The sequence below is a fragment of the Methylorubrum rhodinum genome (assembly GCF_014199935.1).
GTDB lineage: Bacteria > Pseudomonadota > Alphaproteobacteria > Rhizobiales > Beijerinckiaceae > Methylobacterium > Methylobacterium rhodinum.
The window spans coordinates 40,696-59,698 of the sequence record NZ_JACHOP010000004.1; the positions used below are offsets into that span (position 1 = coordinate 40,696).

Below are 19,003 nucleotides of genomic sequence, written 5' to 3' on the forward strand. Positions count from 1 at the left end.
CCGGAATTGCTTACGCTTTGTGTCCGGGGGACCATGTCACCGCCCCGTTAAAAATTGATTTCATTCGATGTTCTGGGAACAACTTGCCGGACTTGCCTCGCGCTGCAGCGACGACTCGCGAAAACTAGACTGGATGGCCTAAGGCGGAAGGGCGCCGCGACAAGCTTTGTGCGTCGCAAAATTTTTATGCTCAGTCTCAGCATATCTGGACAAGGCGGCGGGCGGCCCCTAAGTTAGGCGGCGCAATGCTCACTTTGAGCATAAAGGAGTGCACGATGTTGCAGGCTGGAACCGCCCCCCGTGCGGATGGTCGCCAGGCCTCCCACCGTTCCGACGCGTTCCCGCTGCCCGAGCTGTACGAGCGGGTGAGCCGCCACGTCCCGGCGGTGGAATGGCCGGCGCTCGCCCCCGACGTGGAGGCGATCCTGCGGCTCAAGCGCGAGCGCAACGCGGTCGTGCTCGCCCACAATTATCAGGCGCCGGAGATCTTCCACACGGTGGCGGACATCGTCGGCGACAGCCTCGCGCTCGCCCGCGAGGCGGCGCGTGTCGACGCCGATGTGATCGTGCTGGCCGGCGTCCACTTCATGGCGGAGACGGCGAAGCTCCTGAACCCGAACAAGACCGTGCTGATCCCGGACCTGGGCGCCGGCTGCTCGCTCGCCGATTCGATCACCGCCGCCGACGTGCGCGCCCTGAAGGCGAAGTATCCGGGCGTGCCGGTGGTGACCTACGTCAACACCTCCGCGGCCGTGAAGGCCGAGTCCGACGTCTGCTGCACCTCCGGCAACGCGGCGGACGTGGTCCGGGCGCTCGGCGTCCCGCGGGTGCTGATGATCCCCGACGAGTTCCTGGCCCGCAACGTCCAGCAACAGGTGCCCGAGGTCGAGATGCTGACCTGGGCCGGGCATTGCGAGGTGCACGAGCGCTTCACCCCCGCCGACATCGCCGAGGTGCGCGACAGCTATCCCGGCATCACCGTGATCGCCCACCCGGAATGCCCGCCGGAGGTCGTCGAGGCTTCCGATTTCTCCGGCTCCACGGCGATGATGATGAATTATGTCACCGAGAAGCGGCCCGCCCAGGTCGTGCTCGTGACCGAATGCTCGATGGCCGACAACATCGCGGTCGCCAACCCCGACATCGAGTTCATCAAGCCCTGCAACCTGTGCCCGCACATGAAGCGGATCACGCTCGGCAACATCCGCCACGCGCTCGAGACGATGACCCACGAGGTCACGGTCGAGCCGGCGCTCGCGGATCGCGCCCGGACGGCGGTCGAGCGGATGCTCGCCGTCAAGCCGACCCAGACCGTCTCGCCCGCGCCGATCCCTGCACCCACTTCGGCCGCCGCCTGATGAGCATCGTCCCCCGCAGCCCCGCCGACCGCGTCGTCGTGGTCGGCGGCGGCGTGGCCGGCCTCGCGACCGCGCTCCGGCTCGCCCCGTGTCCCGTCACCCTCATCACCGCCGCGCCGCTCGGGCTCGGCACCGCCACCGGCTGGGCGCAGGGCGGCATCGCCGCCGCCATCGGCCTTGACGACGCGCCGTCGCTCCACGCCGCGGACACCGAAGGCGCGGGCGCCGGGCTGACCGAGCCGGATACCGCGCTCGGTGTGGCGCAGGCCGGCCCCGGCCTGATCGACTGGCTCGTCGACCTCGGCATCGGCTTCGACCGCGAGGCCGACGGCGCGCTCGCGCTCGGCCTGGAGGCCGCCCATTGCCGTCGCCGCATCGTGCGGGCGCGGGGCGACTCGACCGGGGCGACCGTGCTCGAAGGATTGGTGCGGGCGGTGCGGGCCTGCCCGACCGTCGAGGTCGTGGTCGCGACCCTGCACGACCTGATCCGCGACGACGACGGCACGGTCCGCGGCGTGGTCTGCGCCCGCGACGGGGCCGCCTTCCGCCTGCCCGCCCGCGCCGTGGTGCTCGCCACCGGCGGCCTCGGCGGGCTCTACGCCTCGACCACCAACCCGCGCGGCGCCACCGGCCGCGGCCTGCTCGCCGCTTCGCGGGCCGGGGCGGCGCTGCGCGACCTCGAATTCGTGCAGTTCCACCCCACGGCAATCGCCTCCGGGCGCGATCCGATGCCGCTCGCCACCGAGGCCCTGCGCGGCGAGGGCGCGGCCCTGATCGACGAGAACGGCGAGCGCGTGATGGCGGGCGTGGCCGGCGGCGACCTCGCCCCGCGCGACGTGGTGGCCCGCGGCATCTTCCAGGCGCTGGCCCGCGGCCGCACCGTCTATCTCGACACCCGCGGCGCCCTCGGCCGCTCCATGCCGACGCGCTTCCCCACCGTCGCAGCCCTCTGCGCGGAAGCCGGCATCGATCCGGCGGTGCAGCCGATCCCGGTGCGGCCGGCGGCCCACTACCACATGGGCGGCGTGCTCGTGGACGCCTTCGGCCGCAGCACCGTGCCGGGCCTATGGGCCTGCGGCGAGGTCGCCTCGACGGGCCTCCACGGCGCCAACCGCCTCGCCAGCAACTCGCTGCTGGAAGCCCTCGCCTTCGCTCCCCGCATCGCCGCGGCGATCGGGGACGCGGCGCCGGCCACCGCTCCGATCCGGCCCACGCCCCTGCCGGCATCGTTCCCGACCGGCGAGGGCGCGCCGGAGGCGGTGCGCGCGATCATGGAGCGCCATGTCGGCGTGGTCCGCGACGAGGCCGGCCTGACAAAGGCCATCGACCGTCTGGAGCGGCGCGCCGGCTGCCCGGCGGCCGAGACCGGGCTGATGATCGCCCGCGCGGCGCTGGCCCGCCGCGAGAGCCGCGGCGCCCACTGGCGCAGCGATTATCCGGGCCAGCTCCCGGCTCATCACTCGGTCACGACACCGGCCGAAGCGGCCGACATGCGGGCGAAGCAGGAACTCTCCGATGCCTGAGACCGTGCTGCTGCCCACGTTGCTCCCCTTGCCGCGCATCCTGGTCGAACCGGTGGTGCGGGCGGCGCTCCTGGAGGACCTCGGCCGGGCCGGCGACATCACCACCGACGCCATCGTCCCGCCCTCCGAGCGGATGGAGGCGGTGATCGCTTCGCGGCAGGACGGGGTGATCGCCGGCACCGACGCGGCGGTGATCGCCTTCGAGCTGATCGATCCGAGCCTCAACGTCACGGTCGATCGGCCGGACGGCGCCCGTGTCGCGCCGGGCGATGGGGTGATCCGCCTGTCCGGCCCCGCCCGCGCGGTGCTGACGGCCGAGCGCGTCGCCCTCAACCTGCTCTGCCGCCTCAGCGGGGTCGCCACCGCGACGGCCTCGCTGGTCGAGGCGGCCAGGCCGCACGGACGTGCCAGCATCGTCTGCACCCGCAAGACCACGCCGGGCCTGCGGGCGCTGGAGAAGCACGCGGTGCGGGCGGGCGGCGGCTCGAACCACCGTTTCGGCCTCGACGACGCCGTGCTGATCAAGGACAACCACGTCGCGGTCGCCGGCGGCATCGTCCCGGCGATCGAGCGCGCCCGCGCGCGGGCCGGCCACCTCGTCAAGATCGAGGTCGAGGTCGACACCCTGGCCCAGCTCGAACAGGCGTTGTCGGTCGGCGTCGACGCCGTGCTTCTCGACAACATGAGCCCGGAGACCCTGCGTCGGGCGGTCGGCATGGTCGACGGCCGGGCGCTGACCGAGGCTTCGGGCCGGATCAACCGCGACACCGTCGGCGCCGTCGCCGCATCGGGCGTGGACCTGATCTCGGTCGGCTGGATCACCCACAGCGCGGCGATCATCGATCTGGGGCTGGACGCGGCGTAAGCCCGTCCGGGTGCGCCGGAAGCGCCGGCCGCCTCGCTCCACGATCTCCTCCGCCGCCAGGACCCGACAGAGCGGCGATCGTAAAAGGCGACGCAAATCCCTCCCCCCTCTGCGGGGGAGGGTGTCCGCGGAGCGGACGGGAGAGGGGCAGCGCGACGGTGCCGCCTGGCCGCCGTTGTCCAATCATCTCCGGAAACGGGGTTCCCCGCTCCCGACCCCCTTCGGGGGCCACCCTCCCCCGCAGGGGGGGAGGGATGTGGCGGTGGCGTTGTGTCCGAAAACAATTGCATCGCTCTAGCCGCCCGCCTCGACGAAGAGGCGGGCGACCAAACTCGCCGACGACACGCGCCGGGCACGGATTCCTTCCCATCGTACGGTCAAGCTGCCACAGTGTGGCCACACGGTCACGACGTTGCTCGAACCGGTGCCGCACCGCAAATCAAGCTTGGCTTTGGGCCGCGAGCGTTTACGCCTTGGCGATGATCCGCACGGCATCGTGCGCTGACAGTTCGCCGCGTTCCCGCACAATTCGCCTGTCCCGAGAGGACCTGATGCGCCGTTTCGTCACCGCCCTGAGCGGGCTTGCCTGCGCGACGATCGCGCTGGCCGGCCCCGTCGCCGCCTACGAGATCGACCCGCTCACCCGCCAGCCGCTCTCCGAGGTGCTCACCGTCCGCGTGCGCGCGCAGGCGGTGCCCACCGCCAACGCCGCCCTGCCGGCCGCCGACCCGCTGCAGCAGAGCCCCGCCGCCGCGGCCGTGCCGCAGGCCACCGCCATCGGCCGCGAGACCGTGGCCTATACCGGCCCGCACACCCCCGGCACCATCGTGGTCTCCACCGCCGAGCGGCGCCTCTACCTCGTCCTGCCCGGCGGCGAGGCGATGCGCTACGGCGTCGGCGTCGGCCGTCCCGGCTTCACCTGGGGCGGCACCCAGACCGTCACGATGAAGCGCGAATGGCCGGATTGGCGCCCGCCGGCCGAGATGCTGCGCCGCCGCCCCGATCTGCCGCGCTACATGAAGGGCGGCATCGAGAACCCGCTCGGCTCCCGCGCGATGTATCTCGGCAACACGATCTACCGCATCCACGGCTCCAACGAGCCGGAGACGATCGGCACCGCCGTCTCCTCGGGCTGCATCCGCATGACCAACGAGGACGTGGCCGACCTCTACACCCGCGTGAAGGTGGGCACCCGCGTCATCGTCCAGCGCTGAGCTGAAACGAGGGCGAGTTCGGAAAGCGCCGGCCCGATGGGCTGGCGTTTTTCTTTGTCGAGAGGGCGGACTCAGCGCGCCTCGCCGCGATCCGTGACCGGCCGCAGTACGGGCACGTCGAAATAGACGCGCTCGACCTCGATCTCGAAGCCGACCGCGTCGAACCGAAGCGTCTGATCCGGCGCGGTGAGCACATCGAGGCGCCAGCCCTCCTCGGTGCGCTCGAAATGCTCCACCCGCATCTGATCCTGATAGACCAGGGCGATGTGCCGGAGCGTCGGGAGCGACTTGTAGAACTTCAGCTTCCCGCCGCGGTCGTGGTCCATCGTCGAAGGCGACAGCACCTCGACCACGACGAGCGGGTCGATGATGGAGGTCCGGTTCTGCCGCGGGCCGCAGCGGACGACGATGTCGGGCCGGGTCTTGTCCCGGCCGCGGCTGTCGTCGGAGCGCTGGACGCGTAGGCCCCCCTGATAGCTCCGGCACCCGGCCGCATCCATCGCAAGCTTGAGCGGTGCGCCGATATTGCCCGCGATCTGCTCGTGGTTTTCGGTCGGGTTGCTCATCATCACGAGCTCGCCCTCCACGAGTTCCCACTCGCGGTCGTCGGCCTGCACCGCCACGAACCGGTCGTAGTCGGCGATGGTCAGGGCATGAGGCTGCTGGGCGGAGCCGGCCATGGAGTACTCCCGTCGCCCGAGCTTACCGGACCGCTTGACGCTGCACGAGCCAGGAACATCGCCGTTCTGCCCCTCTGCCCCCGGTTGCGCCAGCGACAACCAGGGAGAAACACATGGTCGATGCCAGCCACATCCGCGAACACGCCACCGTCGTCGGGTCCGACGGCGGCCATGTCGGCACCGTCGATCATGTCGACAAGGGCGAGATCAAGCTGACCAAGACCGATTCGGACGCGGGCGGCCTGCACCACTACATCCCGCTCGACTTCGTCGATTCGGCCGACGGCGACCGGGTGCGCCTCAACAAGCCCGCCGACGAGGTGAAGCGCGAGTGGAGCACCTCCGGCGCCGCCTGATTTTTCTGTATGCCGGGCGGTGCGATGCCGCCCCGCTTCAGTGACAGCCGCAGCTTCCGCTACCGCATCCTCCGCCGCCATGCCCGCTCTTGGCCGGTGCGCTCGCCGTGCGGTCGCGGGTGAGGCCGCGCTCGTCGAGTTCCTTGAGGTAGGTCTGCCAGCGGTTCCGGTATTCGCGGCCGAGATCGTACAGGTAGCCCCAGCCGTAGATGCCGGTGTCGTGCATGTCGTCGAAACGGAGTTTTACTGCATAATTGCCGATCGGCTCGACCGACAGGATTGCCACCTCGCGCTTGCCGCCGATCACCTTGCGCTCGGCCGGGGAATGGCCCTGCACCTCGGCCGACGGGCTCGACACCCGCAGGTATTCCGCCGGCAATTCGAACCGCCCGCCATCCTCGAACGCCACGCGCAGCGTCCGCTTGTCGCCGGTCAGGCGGATTTCTGTGGGCCAGCGCTCGCTCATTCGGCCAGTCTCGCGTATCTGATCCGCGCCGGGGTCGGTTGTGGGCCGGCGCGCAAACCCTCATATGGCCGAAGATGTTGGATCTGTCAGCCGACAAGCCGAACACTGCCGAGGCCCCTCGCGAGGCCATTCGCGAGCCCGCCCGCGACGAGGGGGTGGGGCGGGGAAGACCGGCGCCCCTGATCGACCCGTTCCAGCGGGCGATCACCTACCTGCGCCTCTCGGTCACCGACCGCTGCGACTTCCGCTGTGCCTATTGCATGGCCGAGGACATGCAGTTCCTGCCCAAGCGCGACCTGCTGACGCTGGAAGAACTCGACCGGCTGTGCGGCGTGTTCGTGGATCGCGGCGTGCGGAAACTCCGCATCACCGGCGGCGAGCCGCTGGTGAGGCGCGATATCATGCAGCTCTTCCGCCGCCTGTCGCGCCACCTCGGGAGCGGCGCGCTCGACGAGCTGACGCTGACGACGAACGGCTCGCAGCTCGCCCGCTTCGCTCCCGAACTCGCCGACCTCGGCGTGCGCCGCATCAACGTCTCGCTCGACACGCTCGACCCGACGAAATTCCGGGAGATCACCCGGCGGGGCGATCTCGGCGTGGTGCTCGCCGGAATCGAGGCGGCGCGGACGGCCGGCATCAAGGTGAAGATCAACGCCGTGGCGCTGAAGGGCGTCAACGAGGACGAGATCGCGCCGATGCTGGTCTGGGCGCACGCGCGTGGCATGGACATGACGCTGATCGAGGTGATGCCGCTCGGCGAGATCGACGGCGACCGCACCGACCAGTTCCTGCCGCTCTCGGTCGCCCGGCAGCGCCTGGCCGAGCGTTACACCCTGACGCCGCTGCCCGACCGCACCGGCGGCCCGGCCCGCTACGTCCGCGTCGAGGAGACCGGCGGGCGGCTCGGCTTCATCACCCCGCTGACGCATAATTTCTGCGAGAGCTGCAACCGCGTGCGCCTCACCTGCACCGGCAAGCTCTACATGTGCCTCGGCCAGGAGGACGCCGCGGACCTGCGCGCGGCGCTGCGCGCCTCGCCCGACGACGCGCTCGTGACGCGCGCCGTGATCGAGGCGATCTCGCGCAAGCCCAAGGGCCACGACTTCGTCATCGAGCGCGCCCGCCCGGCCGCCGTGCCGCGGCATATGAGCGTGACGGGGGGATAGCGCCTGCGCGGCCGCGTCACGCCTTCGGCCGCAGCGTCTCCCGCACCTCCCGCTTGCCGAGCCAGCCGCGGACGCGGTCGCAATGTTCGGCGATCCTCGGCGTCTGTGCGTAATGCGCCAGCGAGCCCTCCACCATCGCCCGCAGATCGAGGCAGCGGACGGCGTCGGCGAGGAAGTCGAACCCGCCGCGGGGCGGCTTGAAGGTGGTGCTGCCGGGAACGCCGTAGCGCGCGGCGATCTCGGGATAGACCGGCCAGACGCTGTTGCTCAGCGGATCGGGCAGCACGTCCTCGCAGCGGGCCGAACGGGCCGGGATGCCGGACCGCGCCAGCGCCATGCGGGCCAGATCCTCCATCACGAACAGCTTCGGGTGGTTGACCGTGTGCATGAAGCAGCCGCGGCGCATCCAGCCGGCGAACAGGCGGTCGAGGTCGCAGCCATGTGCGCGGGCCGAGCGCAGGAGCGAGTCGCGGGCGCCGAACCAGTCGTCGAGATAGCCGATCCTGGAGAACACCTCGGCCCGGAACAGCGAGACGATCTCATCCGCCGAAAAACCCTGCGCGACGCCGTAGACGATCAACGCCGAGTGGTAGTCGCCCATCGGCGAGCCGTATTGCCGGCCCTTGTGCGCGATGTAGACGATGTCCGGATGGAAGGCCGGGAAGACGATGGTCGGCACAGGCACGAGGATCCGCGCGGCGTCGCGCAGCCGGGCGGGCGTGAGCGAACCCAGCGGCCCCTTCTCGAACGGCAGGCTGACGGTGAGGTCGAAATCCGCCGCCATCGCGAGCAGCCGCTCGGGGCTCGAATCGAAGCGCGCGAAATTGGCGGGCTCTACCGCGGCGATCTCAGCATCCGGCGCAAGGAACTGAAGGCACCCGCCCAGGACCGCGACTTGGCAGTTGTTGCCGACGACGAGGATGCGCCTAGCCACGGCCGCGCGCCCCCAGCGGCCAGGAGTTCCTCGTCGCAGACCAAGGCGGCCTGCGCGGCGAATTCGGACCGCGCCTCGTGCAGGCTGCGGGAGGAAGCGGGGAGGGCGACCGCGTCGCCGCCCTCGGTGAGATGGCGGAAGAAGACCCGCATGACATGGTCGACACCGTCCTTGCTGACGGATCTGAGATCGCTCTCGAGATAGCGGAAGCCGCCCTCGGGCGAGGTGACGATCTCGTAGGAGGGGAAATAGAGCGTGTCGTCGCGGGTGTCCGTGAGGCGCTGGGCCGCCACCCGCAGCACCGCCTTGCTGTGCACCGTCGATTGCAGCACGTGGCGCGGCGCGTAGGTCGCGACCAAGGGGACGGGCGAGACCGTGAGGATGATCCGCGCGTTCGGGTTCACCGCCTTCAGCGCGTCGGCGAAGGCGGTGAGATCGGCGATCACCGCCTCGACCGGCTGGTTGGCTAAGACGTACCTTTGGGGGTCGAAGGTGCCCGCCGCGACGCCGGGACTCAAGGGGAAGGCAGCACCATCACCGGCAGCCTGCCAGCCCTCGGTGAGGCCGAGGGTGAAGACGAACACGTCGAGTTCCTCGAACAGCCGCCGGACGTGGGTGAAATGCACCTGCCGCTCGGCTTCGACGTCTTCAGGCGAAGCGAATCCCTCCGGCTCGATGCGCGGGCGGAACGGATCGGCAAAGCGCCCGTCCGGCCGCGTCCAGGCGATGTCGGCGGGCACGAACCGGCCATAGGCCCGCTCGATCAGCTGGCGCAGCTGGCGCGCGGTGTAGACGTTGCCGTAGCGGGCCGAGAACAGGCGGAAGCCCCGCGCCCGCGCCTCGCTCGGCGCCGTCCCCTCCGGCGCGTCCTCGGTGACGAGGTAGCGGTAGCCGCTCGCCTGGAGCCGGTGGGCGATGTGCTGGGCGAAGCAACTGCCCGCCGTGGCGATCCGGGTCTGCCGGCTGAGGCGGAAACCGGCCGGGACGGGTGGCCCGGCCATCGGATCGAGGGCGAACAGCGGAAGGCCACCGACCGACCGGTCCCAGAAGGCGTGGTCGGGAAGACCCGCATAGGGGTTCTTGGGAGGGGCGCGGTCCTGCATCGGCGGGCGGACCGTAACCGAGCGGGTGGGGGCGGGCAATGCGGGCCGCCCGCGGCGATCGCTAGGAGGCCAGCGGCTGCGGCGGCTGCAGCGGCACCGCCGCCTCGTCGCGCCAGCGGGCCGGCGGGGCGCCCGCGGGGGCGTAGGGCAGGAAGCCCTCGACGATGCTGCGGGGGATGTCGAGCGGGCGGTAGGTGCGGGTGTCGACAAACATCAGGCTCTGCTCGCCGCGCCCGAGCAGCCCCTGGGTCGCGCTGTGGATCTCGTGCTCCAGCGTGACGAACTTGCGGTTCGAATGCTTGACCCGGATGCGCACCGTCAGCGGCTCGAACTCCCGCGCCTCGCGGCGGAAATCGTGCTGGAACGACTTGGTGAGGATGTAGAACTCGGTCGAGGCGATGTCGAAGCCCGGGACGCAGTGGTTGAAGAACAATTCCCGCGCCTTGCCGACCCAGCGGACGTAGTTGGCGAAGTAGACGTTCCCGACCGAGTTGGTGTCGTCGTAGGTCGGCGTCAGACGGATGACGAAGTCGCGGCCCTCGAAGCCCTCGGCGCCGGCATTGTTGTCGTTGACGACGCGGATCACCGTCGCGACCGGCTCGGGCTCGGCTGCCGCGGCGGCCGGAGCGGGCGCGGACATCCCAAAGAACTCGGCGAGCATCGGCAGGGCGCCGACGAGGGGCACCAGGGCGGCGATGGTCAGGAGCGCAGCGTTGGGGGTGACGTAGCCCGCCACCGCCAGCAGCGCCGCGGTGGCGCCGAGGAGCGCGCACAGCACCGGGTCGTAGGCCCGCTTCACGCCCAGCACCTCCAGCACGAGGCAGGCGGCGGCACCCGCGAGCAGCGTGGCGAAGGGCAGCATCAGGTAGACCATCGACAGGTCGGCCGCCGCTACGGCCGCGGCGAGGCCGCCCGCGCCGACGAGGATCCAGAGCGGCGAGGCGACGAGGCTCGGCGGCACGAAGGTCAGGAGGACGGAGGTGCTGCGCGCGGTGACCGACGTCATCGACCAGCGCAGGGCCGCGTAGGCGCTGTCGATGGTCGAGACCGCGGCGATGACCGCCCAGAGCGCGAAGGCGGTGCCGGCCTGGTCGAGGCCGCCGCGCAGCACGGCCGCCGCCACCGCGGGCTGGAACCCGGCCAGGCCGTCGGCGGTCGTCACCGCCCCGGCCGGGCCCGCGGCGGAGGCGATCAGTGCGTTCAGCGTGAGCAGGCCGAGGAACAGCACCGCGCCGACCCCGTAGGCGAGCCGCACCGAGCCGCCGCCGCGGCGGATCTCGACCGCGCGCTGCCAGTGCTGCAGGTCGGTCCAGGGCCCGAGCAGGAAGCCGACGAGGCTCGGCACGACGAGGCCGAAGAAGCGCTCGTCGGCCACCCACCACGGCGTCGGCGCGGCCGGCGGCACCGCGCCGAGCCCGCTCCAGGCGGACAGTCCGGCGCCGATGCCGACGGCGAGCAGCCCGGCATGGATCCAGCGCAGGTGCCGCAGGCTCACCGCGTGTCCCAGCGTCGCCGCCACCAGCACGAGGCCGACGATCCCCGCCGCCGCCCGGTCGCCGAACAGCGGCTGGCCGACATGGCGGAACAGGGCGAAGACCGTGATCGCCACCGCGAAGAGCTGGGCCAGCAGGAACAGGCCCGCATAGGCGCCCTCCGCCTTGCGCAGGATCGCCGCCGGATCGCGGCGCCGATCCCCCAGCACCCAGCCGAACAGGAACAGCCCGAGGGCGTTCGGCCCGGCGAAGGCGGCGAAGCCGACCCATCCATGCGCCAGCACCACGTGGATCGCGTAGAAGAACCCGAGCCCCCACAACCAGGAGAGCGCCACGGTCGGCGCCCAGGAGAGCGATTCGGAGAACGGCGAGCGCATGATTCGAGTCCGCGACCGGGAGGCGCCAAGGTTAACGGACGGCGAAAGCTTCCGGTATGCATTCCAAGGCACGGTGCCCAAGATTTTTTTTGCAGTTCTGCCGAATTCTCCTGGAGCAATCGTTATGAATTGGATTTCGATTAACCACAAATCATCTGCCGACCTTGACGGTCGTTCGACAAGTCGAGCGGCGTTTCAGGCGGATCGATTGCCGGATCAGGCAGTATCGGCGGAAAGTGGCGGCACAAGCCCGGCGGCGCGACGACGGCCGTCATCTTGCGGCTTCCCCGGTCGCGGACGGATCGAGGGTCTATCCACCCAGGGTTGTGCAATACAGGTTGTACCGAGCGCGCCGACGCCATCGGATAGTCTGAAAAGGCCAAGCTCGATCCGGACGCCGACATCCGTGTCAATAGTCGTCCCGAGACGCCGTCCTCGCCTCGACGGTCCGGACACCCGAGGGATCGGCGCGGTAGCGCGGCTCGACAATATAGCCACGTGGCCCGACCTGTCCGGCGACGGCGGGCGGCCCGACGGGCCGCCGCGCACGGCCCGGCGAGCCATGCAAATCCGGCGGGGCGACCGCGTCGCGGCGTGTCCCGGCGCTTGCCTCGAGCGAGCGTGGCCGTCAGCATCCCGGCCGGTCTCGGGGGCTGTCGGCGGGTCATGGTCATACAGGGATTCACGCACGACGTGGTCGTCGTCGGCGCGAGCGTGGCGGGCTGCGCCGCCGCGATCCTGTTCGCCCGCTCCGGCCTCACCGTGGCGCTCGTCGAGCGCGATCCCGATCCGGCGGCCTACAAGCGCCTGTGCACCCATTACATCCAGTCGAGCGCGCTGCCGGTACTGGAGCGGCTCGGGCTCGACCGGGCGATCGAGGCCTGCGGCGGCGTGCGCAACCGGCTCGACCTGCACACGCGCTGGGGCTGGATCCGCGAGGGCGAGGCCGCGCCCGGCCATCCGGGCCACGGCTACAACCTGCGCCGCAGCCGGCTCGACCCGCTCCTGCGCGCCCGCGCCGCGACCACGCCCGGGATCGAGCTTCTCGCCGGCCACACGGCGACCGGCCTCGGGCGCGAGGGGGGCCGGGTCGCGTGGCTGTCCGTGCGGGACCGGCAGGGGAGCGAGCGGACCTTGCGCGGGCGCCTCCATGTCGGTGCCGACGGGCGCGCCTCGCCGGTCGCGCGGCTCGCCGGGATCGAGGCCCGGCAGACGGAGAACGCCCGCTTCTTCTACTACGCCGCCTATCGCGGGCTCGACCCGAACGGCGGGCGCTCGCGGATGTGGATGGGCGAGGCGGGCATCAGCTACACCTTTCCGAACGAGGACGGCCTCACGATCGCGGCCACGACCCTGCCGAAGGCGCTGCTGCCGGACTTCAAGGCCGACCCGGAGGCCGCGCTCGCCCGCACCCTCGCGGCGCTGCCGGACGGGCCGAACCTGACGGCGGCCGAGCGCGTCGGCCCGGTGATGGGCTTCGTCGACATGCCGAACCAGGGCCGGGCCGCTGCCGTGCCGGGCCTCGCCCTCGTCGGCGACGCGGCGCTCTCGGTCGATCCGGTCTGGGGCACCGGCTGCGCCTTCGCCCTGCGATCGGCCGAGTGGCTCGTCGCGGCGACCGCGGACGCGCTCCTGGCCCGGGGACCGGTCGACCGCGCGCTGCGCAGCTATGCCCGCCGCCACCGCCGGACCCTCGCCGGCCATGCGTGGCACATCGCCAGCTACGCGCGCGGGCGCCGGTGGTGGCTGCCCGAACGGATTATGTTCGAGGCCGCCGCCCTCGATCCGCACCACGCCGGCCGGCTCTTCGCCTACGCGTCGCGCAACATCGGCCTCACCGAATTCATGGCGCCGACGGCGCTCGCGCGGGCCGCGGCCACCGTGCTCCGCACCCGCCTCGCAGGCCGGCGACGGCGACTCGGCCCGCGGATCGAGGCGGTCTGAGGGGGCCTGCGCCGACGGCGCGACGGCCCGCATCCATTCGGAAGAACAGGTCCGCCGCCTCGGCGACGGGGCCGGTGGCCGCCGCGAGGTCGTGCGTCATGCCGAGCCGCGATCGCCACGCCTCGAAACGATGTTGCGGTCACGCCGGCGACGCTCGATCGACGACGCGCAACGCGGGGAGATCAGCGCAGGGCGAGCAGTAGCGGGCGCGCGACCCGCGAAAAGCCCAGGGCGGCGTAGAGCCGCTCGACATGCCCGCCCGGCACGCATTGGAGCAGCAGACCGGTGCAGCCGAGGCCGGCGGCCTCGTGGATGGCGCGCATCGTGATCCGGCGGCCGAGGCCGCGGCGCTGGTGCGGGGCCGCGACGGCGACGTTGTAGAGGCCCGCGAGGCCGGCCTCGGCGTGGATCGAGGCGCAGGCGACCGGCTCGCCCCCGGCCCACAGGGTCAGGTGGCGGACGTGGATCCCGGGGCGGCCTTCCGCCTCGCGCAGGGCCGGGCCGTAGCCCTCCATCGTCGCCGCGTTCACCGCCGGGTTGGCCGATTGCCGCGCCATCACGCCGAGGAAGTCCTCGTCCGCGGCCGGGCGATCCGAGACCGCGATGTCGGCCTCGGCGGCACCCGCGTCGGCCGGCGTCAGGGCCCGCCACATCCAGGCCATGGCGGCGACCGGGGCGGCGTTCAGCGCCACGCAGAGGTCGCGGGCCTGCGCCATGTCGGCGGCCAGCGCCACCGCGGCGCGGCTCCGCCGCTCGGCCTGCGCCCGAAGCCACGCGCCGTCGCGGACGCCGATGCCCACATTGAGCCCGAATTCGGCGATGTGGCGCGACCACAGCCAGTGGCCGCCATCCGGCGCGGTATCGCAACCTGAGATATAGAATCCTGCCTGTAGCCGCGCATGGCTGTCGAGCAGCGTTCGCAGATCGGGCGCTCGCTGCGCCGGCTGCAGAGGAGTCAAGTCGTTGGTGGGCATGTCGTCTATTGGCAAGTTTACATCTGTTCCAATGAAGAGATTGATCTGGAATCGTTCCACATTGCAACCTCTTAGAAGAGTCTTCGTTGTCGGCCCTGAAGGTCGATGCTAAGGACCATGAGTATAGGCGCCGGCGATACGCTGAGGCCCGTATTCAATTCATCGTGACGACGGCGGAACTCGATTCGTCGCCGCCCGGAAACGGCAGGGATGCGATGCCGACGAGAACGAAGGAGGCGCCCCCCGGCGCGCTGCTGACGGTGCTGCTGAGCCGTCGCGCCGAGCTGGTGGACACGGCGCGCCGCGTGGTCCGCTGCGGGGCGCGGGCCGAGGACGTGGTGCAGGACGTCGCCCTGAAGGTCTGCCAGAACGGCGTGGCGGCCGATGTCGCCGACGCCGCCGGCTTCCTGCGCCGCATGGTGCGCAACGCCGCCATCGATGCGGTGCGCCAGTCCGGCCGCGAATGCCGCCGCAACGCCCCCCCGGAGGCGGGCGACGCGGTGCCCGCCCCCTGCGACTGCCCGCTGCGGCGCCTGGAGGCGCGCCAATCGCTCACCCTCGCGATCCGGGCCCTCGACGAGGCGCCCGCCCGCACCCGCGAGGCCTTCCTGGCCCACCGGGTCGACGGCGTGCCGCAGAAGGACATCGCAGCCCGCGCCGGGGTGTCGCCGACGCTCGTCAACTTCATGATCCGCGACGCCACTGCCCTGTGCCGGGCGGCGGCCGCGCCGTGATTCCGGGTCGCCTCGATCCCGATCGGTGATCGGGGCCGAGGCGTCCGGCGGATGAGCGCCGCCCCGCCGTCGCGGCACCGTCCTCACGCGCTCGCCTTCGCGGCCGGAACGATCCCGGCCTCCACCAGCCGGCCGTTCTCCAGCTTCACGCAGCGGTCGGCCACGTCGAAGTAGCGGTCGTCGTGGGAGATCGCGAGCACCGCCTTCCCGCGGGCCCGCAGTTCCGGCAGCAGCTTCCGGTAAAACACCTCGCGGAAGGCCGGGTCCTGGTCGGCGGCCCATTCGTCGAACAGGTAGAACGGCCGGTCCTCCAGATAGGCGACCACCAGGGCGAGGCGCTTGCGCTGGCCCTGCGACAGCGACCGGGTCGAGAGGACGCCTCCCGATACCGAGACCTTGTGGCCGAGTTCGAGCTTGGCGATCAGTTCGTTCGCCTGCGCGTCGAGGGCGGCCCCCGCGCCACTGAGGCCGTCCAGCGTCGGGAACAGGTGGAAGTCGGAGAACACGGCAGAAAAGAGCCGACGCAATCGGGCACGATCGAGTTCGGTCACGCCGACGCCGTCGAGCAGGATCGAGCCGCCGTCCGGCCGGTAGAGGCCGGTCAGCACCTTGGCCAGCGTCGTCTTCCCGCTGCCATTGCCGCCGATCAGGATCGTCACCTCGCCGGGCCGGAACGTCAGGTCGATCGGCCCGAGTTCGAACATCCCGTCCTCGGATTCGCGGTAGTAGCGGTGGCGAACCCCCTCCAGCCGCAACTCGCGGAACCCCGCCGCGGGGCTGCGCGCCAGCACCGGCTCGGGCTCGGCCACCGCCGCCATCAGCCGGTCGATCCGCCCCATCGAGACCCGCGCCTGCTGGGCGTTCGGCAGGTTGTTGAGAAGGGCGTCGAGCGGCATCATCAGGTAGAGGAACACGACGATCGAGCCGGTGACGGCGACCCCGCCGAAGGTCAGCACCCCGATCAGGGCGTGCACCAGAAAGAGGGCGGTCCCGGCCGCCGCCACGTAGACGCGCAGGCCCCGCAGGCGATGCGCCCGCACCTCCTCGATGCTGCGCTCCAGCGACAGCCGCAGAAAGGCCTCCCGGCGCTCTTGGTTGAGCTTCAACTCCTTGGCGCCGCTGAACAATCCGTCGAAGTGCGAGAACAGCTCGTCCTGGGCGGAGCCTGCCCGATCGAGCTCCTTCAGCGCCCGCGCATGGCCGAGATGGAACACCAGCGATCCCCCCAGGATCGTCGCGAGCGCCAGCCCGAAGGCGGTGAGCGAGGTCCAGGCGAGATAGGCGAGGCAGCCCGCCACGATCGTGGCGTTCATGACGATGTTGGGGACGGCGACGAGGAAGTCGGCCACCCGCGCGGCGTCGTCGGTCATCACCGACTGCACCCGCGCGGCGCCCAGCCGCTCGACGCGGGCGAACTCCGCCGCCGCGACCCGCGCCGCCAGCGTCCGACGGATGTCGAGCAGCACGCCCTCGCCGAGCCGCGCGAACAGCAGCCCGCCGCCGACCCGCCCGCACAATCCGAGCAGGGCCGCCGCCGCGAAGCCCAGGCCGAGCCAGTGCGGATCGTGGCGCCCGGCCAGCATCTCGTTCGCCGTCGCCACCATGCCGATCCCGGCCGCCGCCGCCGCGAGGCTCGCCCCCAGCGCCAGGGCGAGGTGCCGCCGCGGGCACTGCGCCAGGATGCGCAGGAGCGCGCGCCCCTGCGGGATGGCGGCCGAGGTCTCGGGTTGCATCGCCCCTCCGGCGGCTGAGTCGTCTGTAAGGACGCGTCGGGCCCGGAAGGATTTAGTCGTCTCGGCCCGGAAGAACGGCGCCTGCCGCCCGAAACGGCACCGACCGCGCGACATCGCTCCGTTTCGGGCGAAACCTCTAAATTTCGCGGGCCCCCGTCCGTCCTGCCGTCGAGAGGCCGGGTCACCGGTCGTTCCGGGAACGGTCGCACGCATGGGCATGGCAGTCAGGACGATCCGCGAGCGGACCGACGAGCCGGCGTCGCCGTTCGTTCCGGTCGGCGCGCGCATCGCCGCGCACGCCGCCGCCGAGGGCGACCGCATCGCTCTCATTCACGGCGAGCAACGCCTGACCTATGCGGCGCTGAACGCCCGCGCCAACGCGCTGGCCCACGCCCTCCTCCGCCGCGGCATCCGCACCGAGGACCGCGTCGCCCTGCGCGTGAACCGCTCGCCCGACGCCATCGTCGCCATCCTCGCCGTCCTCAAGGCCGGCGCGGCCTACGTCCCCGTCGATCCCGAAGCCCCGCAGGAGCGGCTCGACACCGTCATCCGGCAGGCGGACGCCCGCCTCCTCGTCACCGACGCCCCCGGCGACGGGCCCGTCGCCTGCCCCACCTTACGCCTCGACGACCCGGAAGCCTTCGCCGGACCCGACACCGAGCCCGACCTCGCGATCCACCCGGATCAACTCGCCTACGTCATCTTCACCTCGGGCTCGACCGGACAGCCCAAGGGCGTCGCCGTCGCCCACGGGCCGCTCGCCATGCATGGAGAGACGGTGGGGGCCCGCTACGGCCTCACCGGCGACGACCGTATTCTCCACCTCATCGCGCTCTCCTTCGACGGCGCGACGGAGGCGTGGCTCGCCGCCCTGACCCATGGCGGACGCCTCGTCATCGGCGAGCCCGGGACGTGGACCGCCGGCGACACGCTCGACGTCATCAGGCGCGAGGGCGTCACCGTCACCGGCATGTCGCCCGCCCTGCTGGCGAGCCTCGCCGAAGCGCATCGCGAGGCCGGCGGCGGGCCCCTGCCGATGCGCTCGTGGACGGCGGGCGGCGAGGCCTTCGGCATCGAGGCGTTCCAGGCGGTGCGAAACACCTTCGCGCCGGCCCGCATCATCAACGGCTACGGCCCGACCGAGACCGTCATCACCCCGCTGCTGCTCGCCATCGAGCCCGATACCCCGGCATCCGCCTGGGACGGAGCCGACTGGCTGCCGATCGGCACCCCCGTCGGCGCCCGCACGGCCCATGTCCTCGACGAGGCGCTGAACGAGGTCGGCCCCGGCGTGCCGGGCGAGCTGTACATCGGCGGCCACGGTCTCGCCCGCGGCTATGTCGGCGCGCCGGCCGAGACCGCCGCGCGGTTCGTGCCGGACCCGTTCGGGGTGCCCGGCGGGCGGCTCTACCGCACCGGCGACCGGGTGGTGCGGCGTGCCGACGGCGGCTTGGCCTATCTCGGCCGCCTCGACGCGCAGGTGAAGGTGCGCGGCTTCCGCATCGAGCCCGGCGAGGTCGAGGCGCACCTGCTGGCCCACCCGCGCTGCCGCGAGGCGGCGGTGAGCGCGGTCAAGCGGGGCGAGGAGGCGCATCTCGTCGCCTACGTCGCCGGGCGGGGCGGGGAGGAGCCGGATTCGGATCTCGCCACCGCGCTGTCGGCGCATCTCGCCGAGCGCCTGCCCGCGCACATGCGCCCGTCGCTGATCGTGGCGCTGCCCGCGCTGCCGCGACTGGCGAGCGGCAAGCTCGACCGGCAGGCCTTGCCCGCGCCGGAATGGCGGGGGCGGGACGACGCGGCGCCGGAAGGTGCCACCGAAGAGGCGCTGGCGCGTCTGTGGTCCGCTCTGCTCGGCGTCGAGCGGGTCGGCCGGGCCGACGGCTTCTTCGAACTGGGCGGCCACTCGCTGCTCGCCGCCAAGCTCGTCCAGAAGATCCGCGAGGAAATGGGCGCGCATGTCGGCCTGCCGGCCTTCTACGCCGCGCCGACGCTCGCCGCGCTCGCCGCGCAGATCGACGGGGGCGACGAGGCGCGCGCCCTCGACGACGTCGATGCCCTGCTAGCCGAATGGGAAGAGGTCTGA

At 71.7% G+C, this 19,003-nt stretch carries 16 protein-coding genes; 9 read left to right on the forward strand and 7 right to left on the reverse strand.

The window, feature by feature from the left end; translation table 11 throughout:
• Positions 1-275: 275 nt before the first annotated feature.
• From nadA to HNR00_RS06305, 4 genes are all read left to right on the forward strand, one after another.
• On the forward strand, positions 276-1,358 hold the full coding sequence (nadA, locus tag HNR00_RS06290) for a quinolinate synthase NadA (RefSeq protein ID WP_183566618.1): 1,083 nt from the start codon (positions 276-278) through the stop codon (positions 1,356-1,358).
• Complete coding sequence (locus HNR00_RS06295; RefSeq protein ID WP_183566621.1) at positions 1,358-2,881, forward strand: L-aspartate oxidase; 1,524 nt, start codon at positions 1,358-1,360, stop codon at positions 2,879-2,881. Before nadA ends, HNR00_RS06295 begins: the two co-directional genes overlap by 1 nt.
• Positions 2,874-3,746 carry a carboxylating nicotinate-nucleotide diphosphorylase gene (gene nadC, locus HNR00_RS06300; protein ID WP_183566624.1) on the forward strand — a complete coding sequence of 291 codons (873 nt, stop codon included), beginning with the start codon at positions 2,874-2,876 and terminating at the stop codon, positions 3,744-3,746. The genes HNR00_RS06295 and nadC overlap by 8 nt, the downstream gene beginning before the upstream one ends.
• 551 nt (positions 3,747-4,297) lie before the next feature.
• Complete coding sequence (locus HNR00_RS06305) at positions 4,298-4,960, forward strand: L,D-transpeptidase (RefSeq protein WP_183566627.1); 663 nt, start codon at positions 4,298-4,300, stop codon at positions 4,958-4,960.
• Between the two features lie 71 nt (positions 4,961-5,031).
• Here HNR00_RS06305 and HNR00_RS06310 read toward each other — a convergent pair whose 3' ends face one another.
• Entirely contained in the window at positions 5,032-5,640 is a 609-nt protein-coding gene (locus HNR00_RS06310; RefSeq protein ID WP_183566630.1) for a Uma2 family endonuclease, read from the reverse strand.
• A 113-nt stretch (positions 5,641-5,753) separates the two neighbouring features.
• Between HNR00_RS06310 and HNR00_RS06315 the strand changes: the two genes are divergently transcribed.
• Entirely contained in the window at positions 5,754-5,996 is a 243-nt protein-coding gene (locus tag HNR00_RS06315; protein ID WP_183566633.1) for a DUF2171 domain-containing protein, read from the forward strand.
• Positions 5,997-6,033: 37 nt separating this feature from the next.
• Here HNR00_RS06315 and HNR00_RS06320 read toward each other — a convergent pair whose 3' ends face one another.
• Positions 6,034-6,462 carry a gamma-butyrobetaine hydroxylase family protein gene (locus HNR00_RS06320; RefSeq protein WP_183566636.1) on the reverse strand — a complete coding sequence of 143 codons (429 nt, stop codon included), beginning with the start codon at positions 6,460-6,462 and terminating at the stop codon, positions 6,034-6,036.
• 179 nt (positions 6,463-6,641) lie between these two features.
• Between HNR00_RS06320 and moaA the strand changes: the two genes are divergently transcribed.
• Positions 6,642-7,628: a GTP 3',8-cyclase MoaA gene (moaA, locus tag HNR00_RS06325; protein ID WP_183567344.1), complete on the forward strand. Its 987-nt coding sequence runs from the start codon at positions 6,642-6,644 to the stop codon at positions 7,626-7,628.
• Positions 7,629-7,644: 16 nt separating this feature from the next.
• Here the strand turns inward: moaA and HNR00_RS06330 are convergent, their stop codons facing one another.
• The 3 genes from HNR00_RS06330 to HNR00_RS06340 form a co-directional block, all read right to left on the reverse strand.
• A complete protein-coding gene (locus HNR00_RS06330; protein WP_183566640.1) occupies positions 7,645-8,562 on the reverse strand; it encodes a WcbI family polysaccharide biosynthesis putative acetyltransferase in 918 nt (305 codons plus the stop codon).
• Positions 8,463-9,665, reverse strand: a complete 1,203-nt coding sequence (locus HNR00_RS06335) for a GSCFA domain-containing protein (RefSeq protein ID WP_183566643.1) — start codon at positions 9,663-9,665, stop codon at positions 8,463-8,465. The genes HNR00_RS06330 and HNR00_RS06335 overlap by 100 nt, the downstream gene beginning before the upstream one ends.
• Before the next feature lie 61 nt (positions 9,666-9,726).
• Complete coding sequence (locus HNR00_RS06340) at positions 9,727-11,535, reverse strand: acyl-CoA thioesterase (RefSeq protein WP_183566646.1); 1,809 nt, start codon at positions 11,533-11,535, stop codon at positions 9,727-9,729.
• 666 nt (positions 11,536-12,201) lie between these two features.
• Between HNR00_RS06340 and HNR00_RS06345 the strand changes: the two genes are divergently transcribed.
• Positions 12,202-13,479 carry an NAD(P)/FAD-dependent oxidoreductase gene (locus HNR00_RS06345; RefSeq protein WP_183566649.1) on the forward strand — a complete coding sequence of 426 codons (1,278 nt, stop codon included), beginning with the start codon at positions 12,202-12,204 and terminating at the stop codon, positions 13,477-13,479.
• Positions 13,480-13,661: 182 nt separating this feature from the next.
• Here the strand turns inward: HNR00_RS06345 and HNR00_RS06350 are convergent, their stop codons facing one another.
• The gene (locus tag HNR00_RS06350) at positions 13,662-14,453 is read right to left on the reverse strand and encodes a GNAT family N-acetyltransferase (protein WP_183566652.1); all 792 of its coding nucleotides are present in this window, start codon (positions 14,451-14,453) and stop codon (positions 13,662-13,664) included.
• A gap of 215 nt (positions 14,454-14,668) precedes the next feature.
• Here HNR00_RS06350 and HNR00_RS06355 point away from each other — a divergent pair, with 215 nt between their 5' ends.
• Positions 14,669-15,187: a sigma-70 family RNA polymerase sigma factor gene (locus HNR00_RS06355; protein WP_183566655.1), complete on the forward strand. Its 519-nt coding sequence runs from the start codon at positions 14,669-14,671 to the stop codon at positions 15,185-15,187.
• A gap of 83 nt (positions 15,188-15,270) precedes the next feature.
• Here HNR00_RS06355 and HNR00_RS06360 read toward each other — a convergent pair whose 3' ends face one another.
• Complete coding sequence (locus tag HNR00_RS06360) at positions 15,271-16,920, reverse strand: cyclic peptide export ABC transporter (protein ID WP_183566658.1); 1,650 nt, start codon at positions 16,918-16,920, stop codon at positions 15,271-15,273.
• A 211-nt stretch (positions 16,921-17,131) separates the two neighbouring features.
• On the opposite strand from HNR00_RS06360, the gene HNR00_RS06365 reads away from it, so the two are divergent.
• Positions 17,132-19,003 carry a non-ribosomal peptide synthetase gene (locus HNR00_RS06365; protein ID WP_183566661.1) on the forward strand — a complete coding sequence of 624 codons (1,872 nt, stop codon included), beginning with the start codon at positions 17,132-17,134 and terminating at the stop codon, positions 19,001-19,003.

Coding starts and splice junctions, on each gene's coding strand:
- nadA (WP_183566618.1), top strand. CDS start 276: ATGTTGCAGGCTGGAACCGCCCCCCGTGCGGATGGTCGCCAGGCCTCC.
- HNR00_RS06295 (WP_183566621.1), top strand. CDS start 1,358: ATGAGCATCGTCCCCCGCAGCCCCGCCGACCGCGTCGTCGTGGTCGGC.
- nadC (WP_183566624.1), top strand. CDS start 2,874: ATGCCTGAGACCGTGCTGCTGCCCACGTTGCTCCCCTTGCCGCGCATC.
- HNR00_RS06305 (WP_183566627.1), top strand. CDS start 4,298: ATGCGCCGTTTCGTCACCGCCCTGAGCGGGCTTGCCTGCGCGACGATC.
- HNR00_RS06310 (WP_183566630.1), bottom strand. CDS start 5,640: ATGGCCGGCTCCGCCCAGCAGCCTCATGCCCTGACCATCGCCGACTAC.
- HNR00_RS06315 (WP_183566633.1), top strand. CDS start 5,754: ATGGTCGATGCCAGCCACATCCGCGAACACGCCACCGTCGTCGGGTCC.
- HNR00_RS06320 (WP_183566636.1), bottom strand. CDS start 6,462: ATGAGCGAGCGCTGGCCCACAGAAATCCGCCTGACCGGCGACAAGCGG.
- HNR00_RS06335 (WP_183566643.1), bottom strand. CDS start 9,665: ATGCAGGACCGCGCCCCTCCCAAGAACCCCTATGCGGGTCTTCCCGAC.
- HNR00_RS06340 (WP_183566646.1), bottom strand. CDS start 11,535: ATGCGCTCGCCGTTCTCCGAATCGCTCTCCTGGGCGCCGACCGTGGCG.
- HNR00_RS06345 (WP_183566649.1), top strand. CDS start 12,202: ATGGTCATACAGGGATTCACGCACGACGTGGTCGTCGTCGGCGCGAGC.
- HNR00_RS06350 (WP_183566652.1), bottom strand. CDS start 14,453: ATGCCCACCAACGACTTGACTCCTCTGCAGCCGGCGCAGCGAGCGCCC.
- HNR00_RS06355 (WP_183566655.1), top strand. CDS start 14,669: ATGCCGACGAGAACGAAGGAGGCGCCCCCCGGCGCGCTGCTGACGGTG.
- HNR00_RS06360 (WP_183566658.1), bottom strand. CDS start 16,920: ATGCAACCCGAGACCTCGGCCGCCATCCCGCAGGGGCGCGCGCTCCTG.
- HNR00_RS06365 (WP_183566661.1), top strand. CDS start 17,132: ATGGGCATGGCAGTCAGGACGATCCGCGAGCGGACCGACGAGCCGGCG.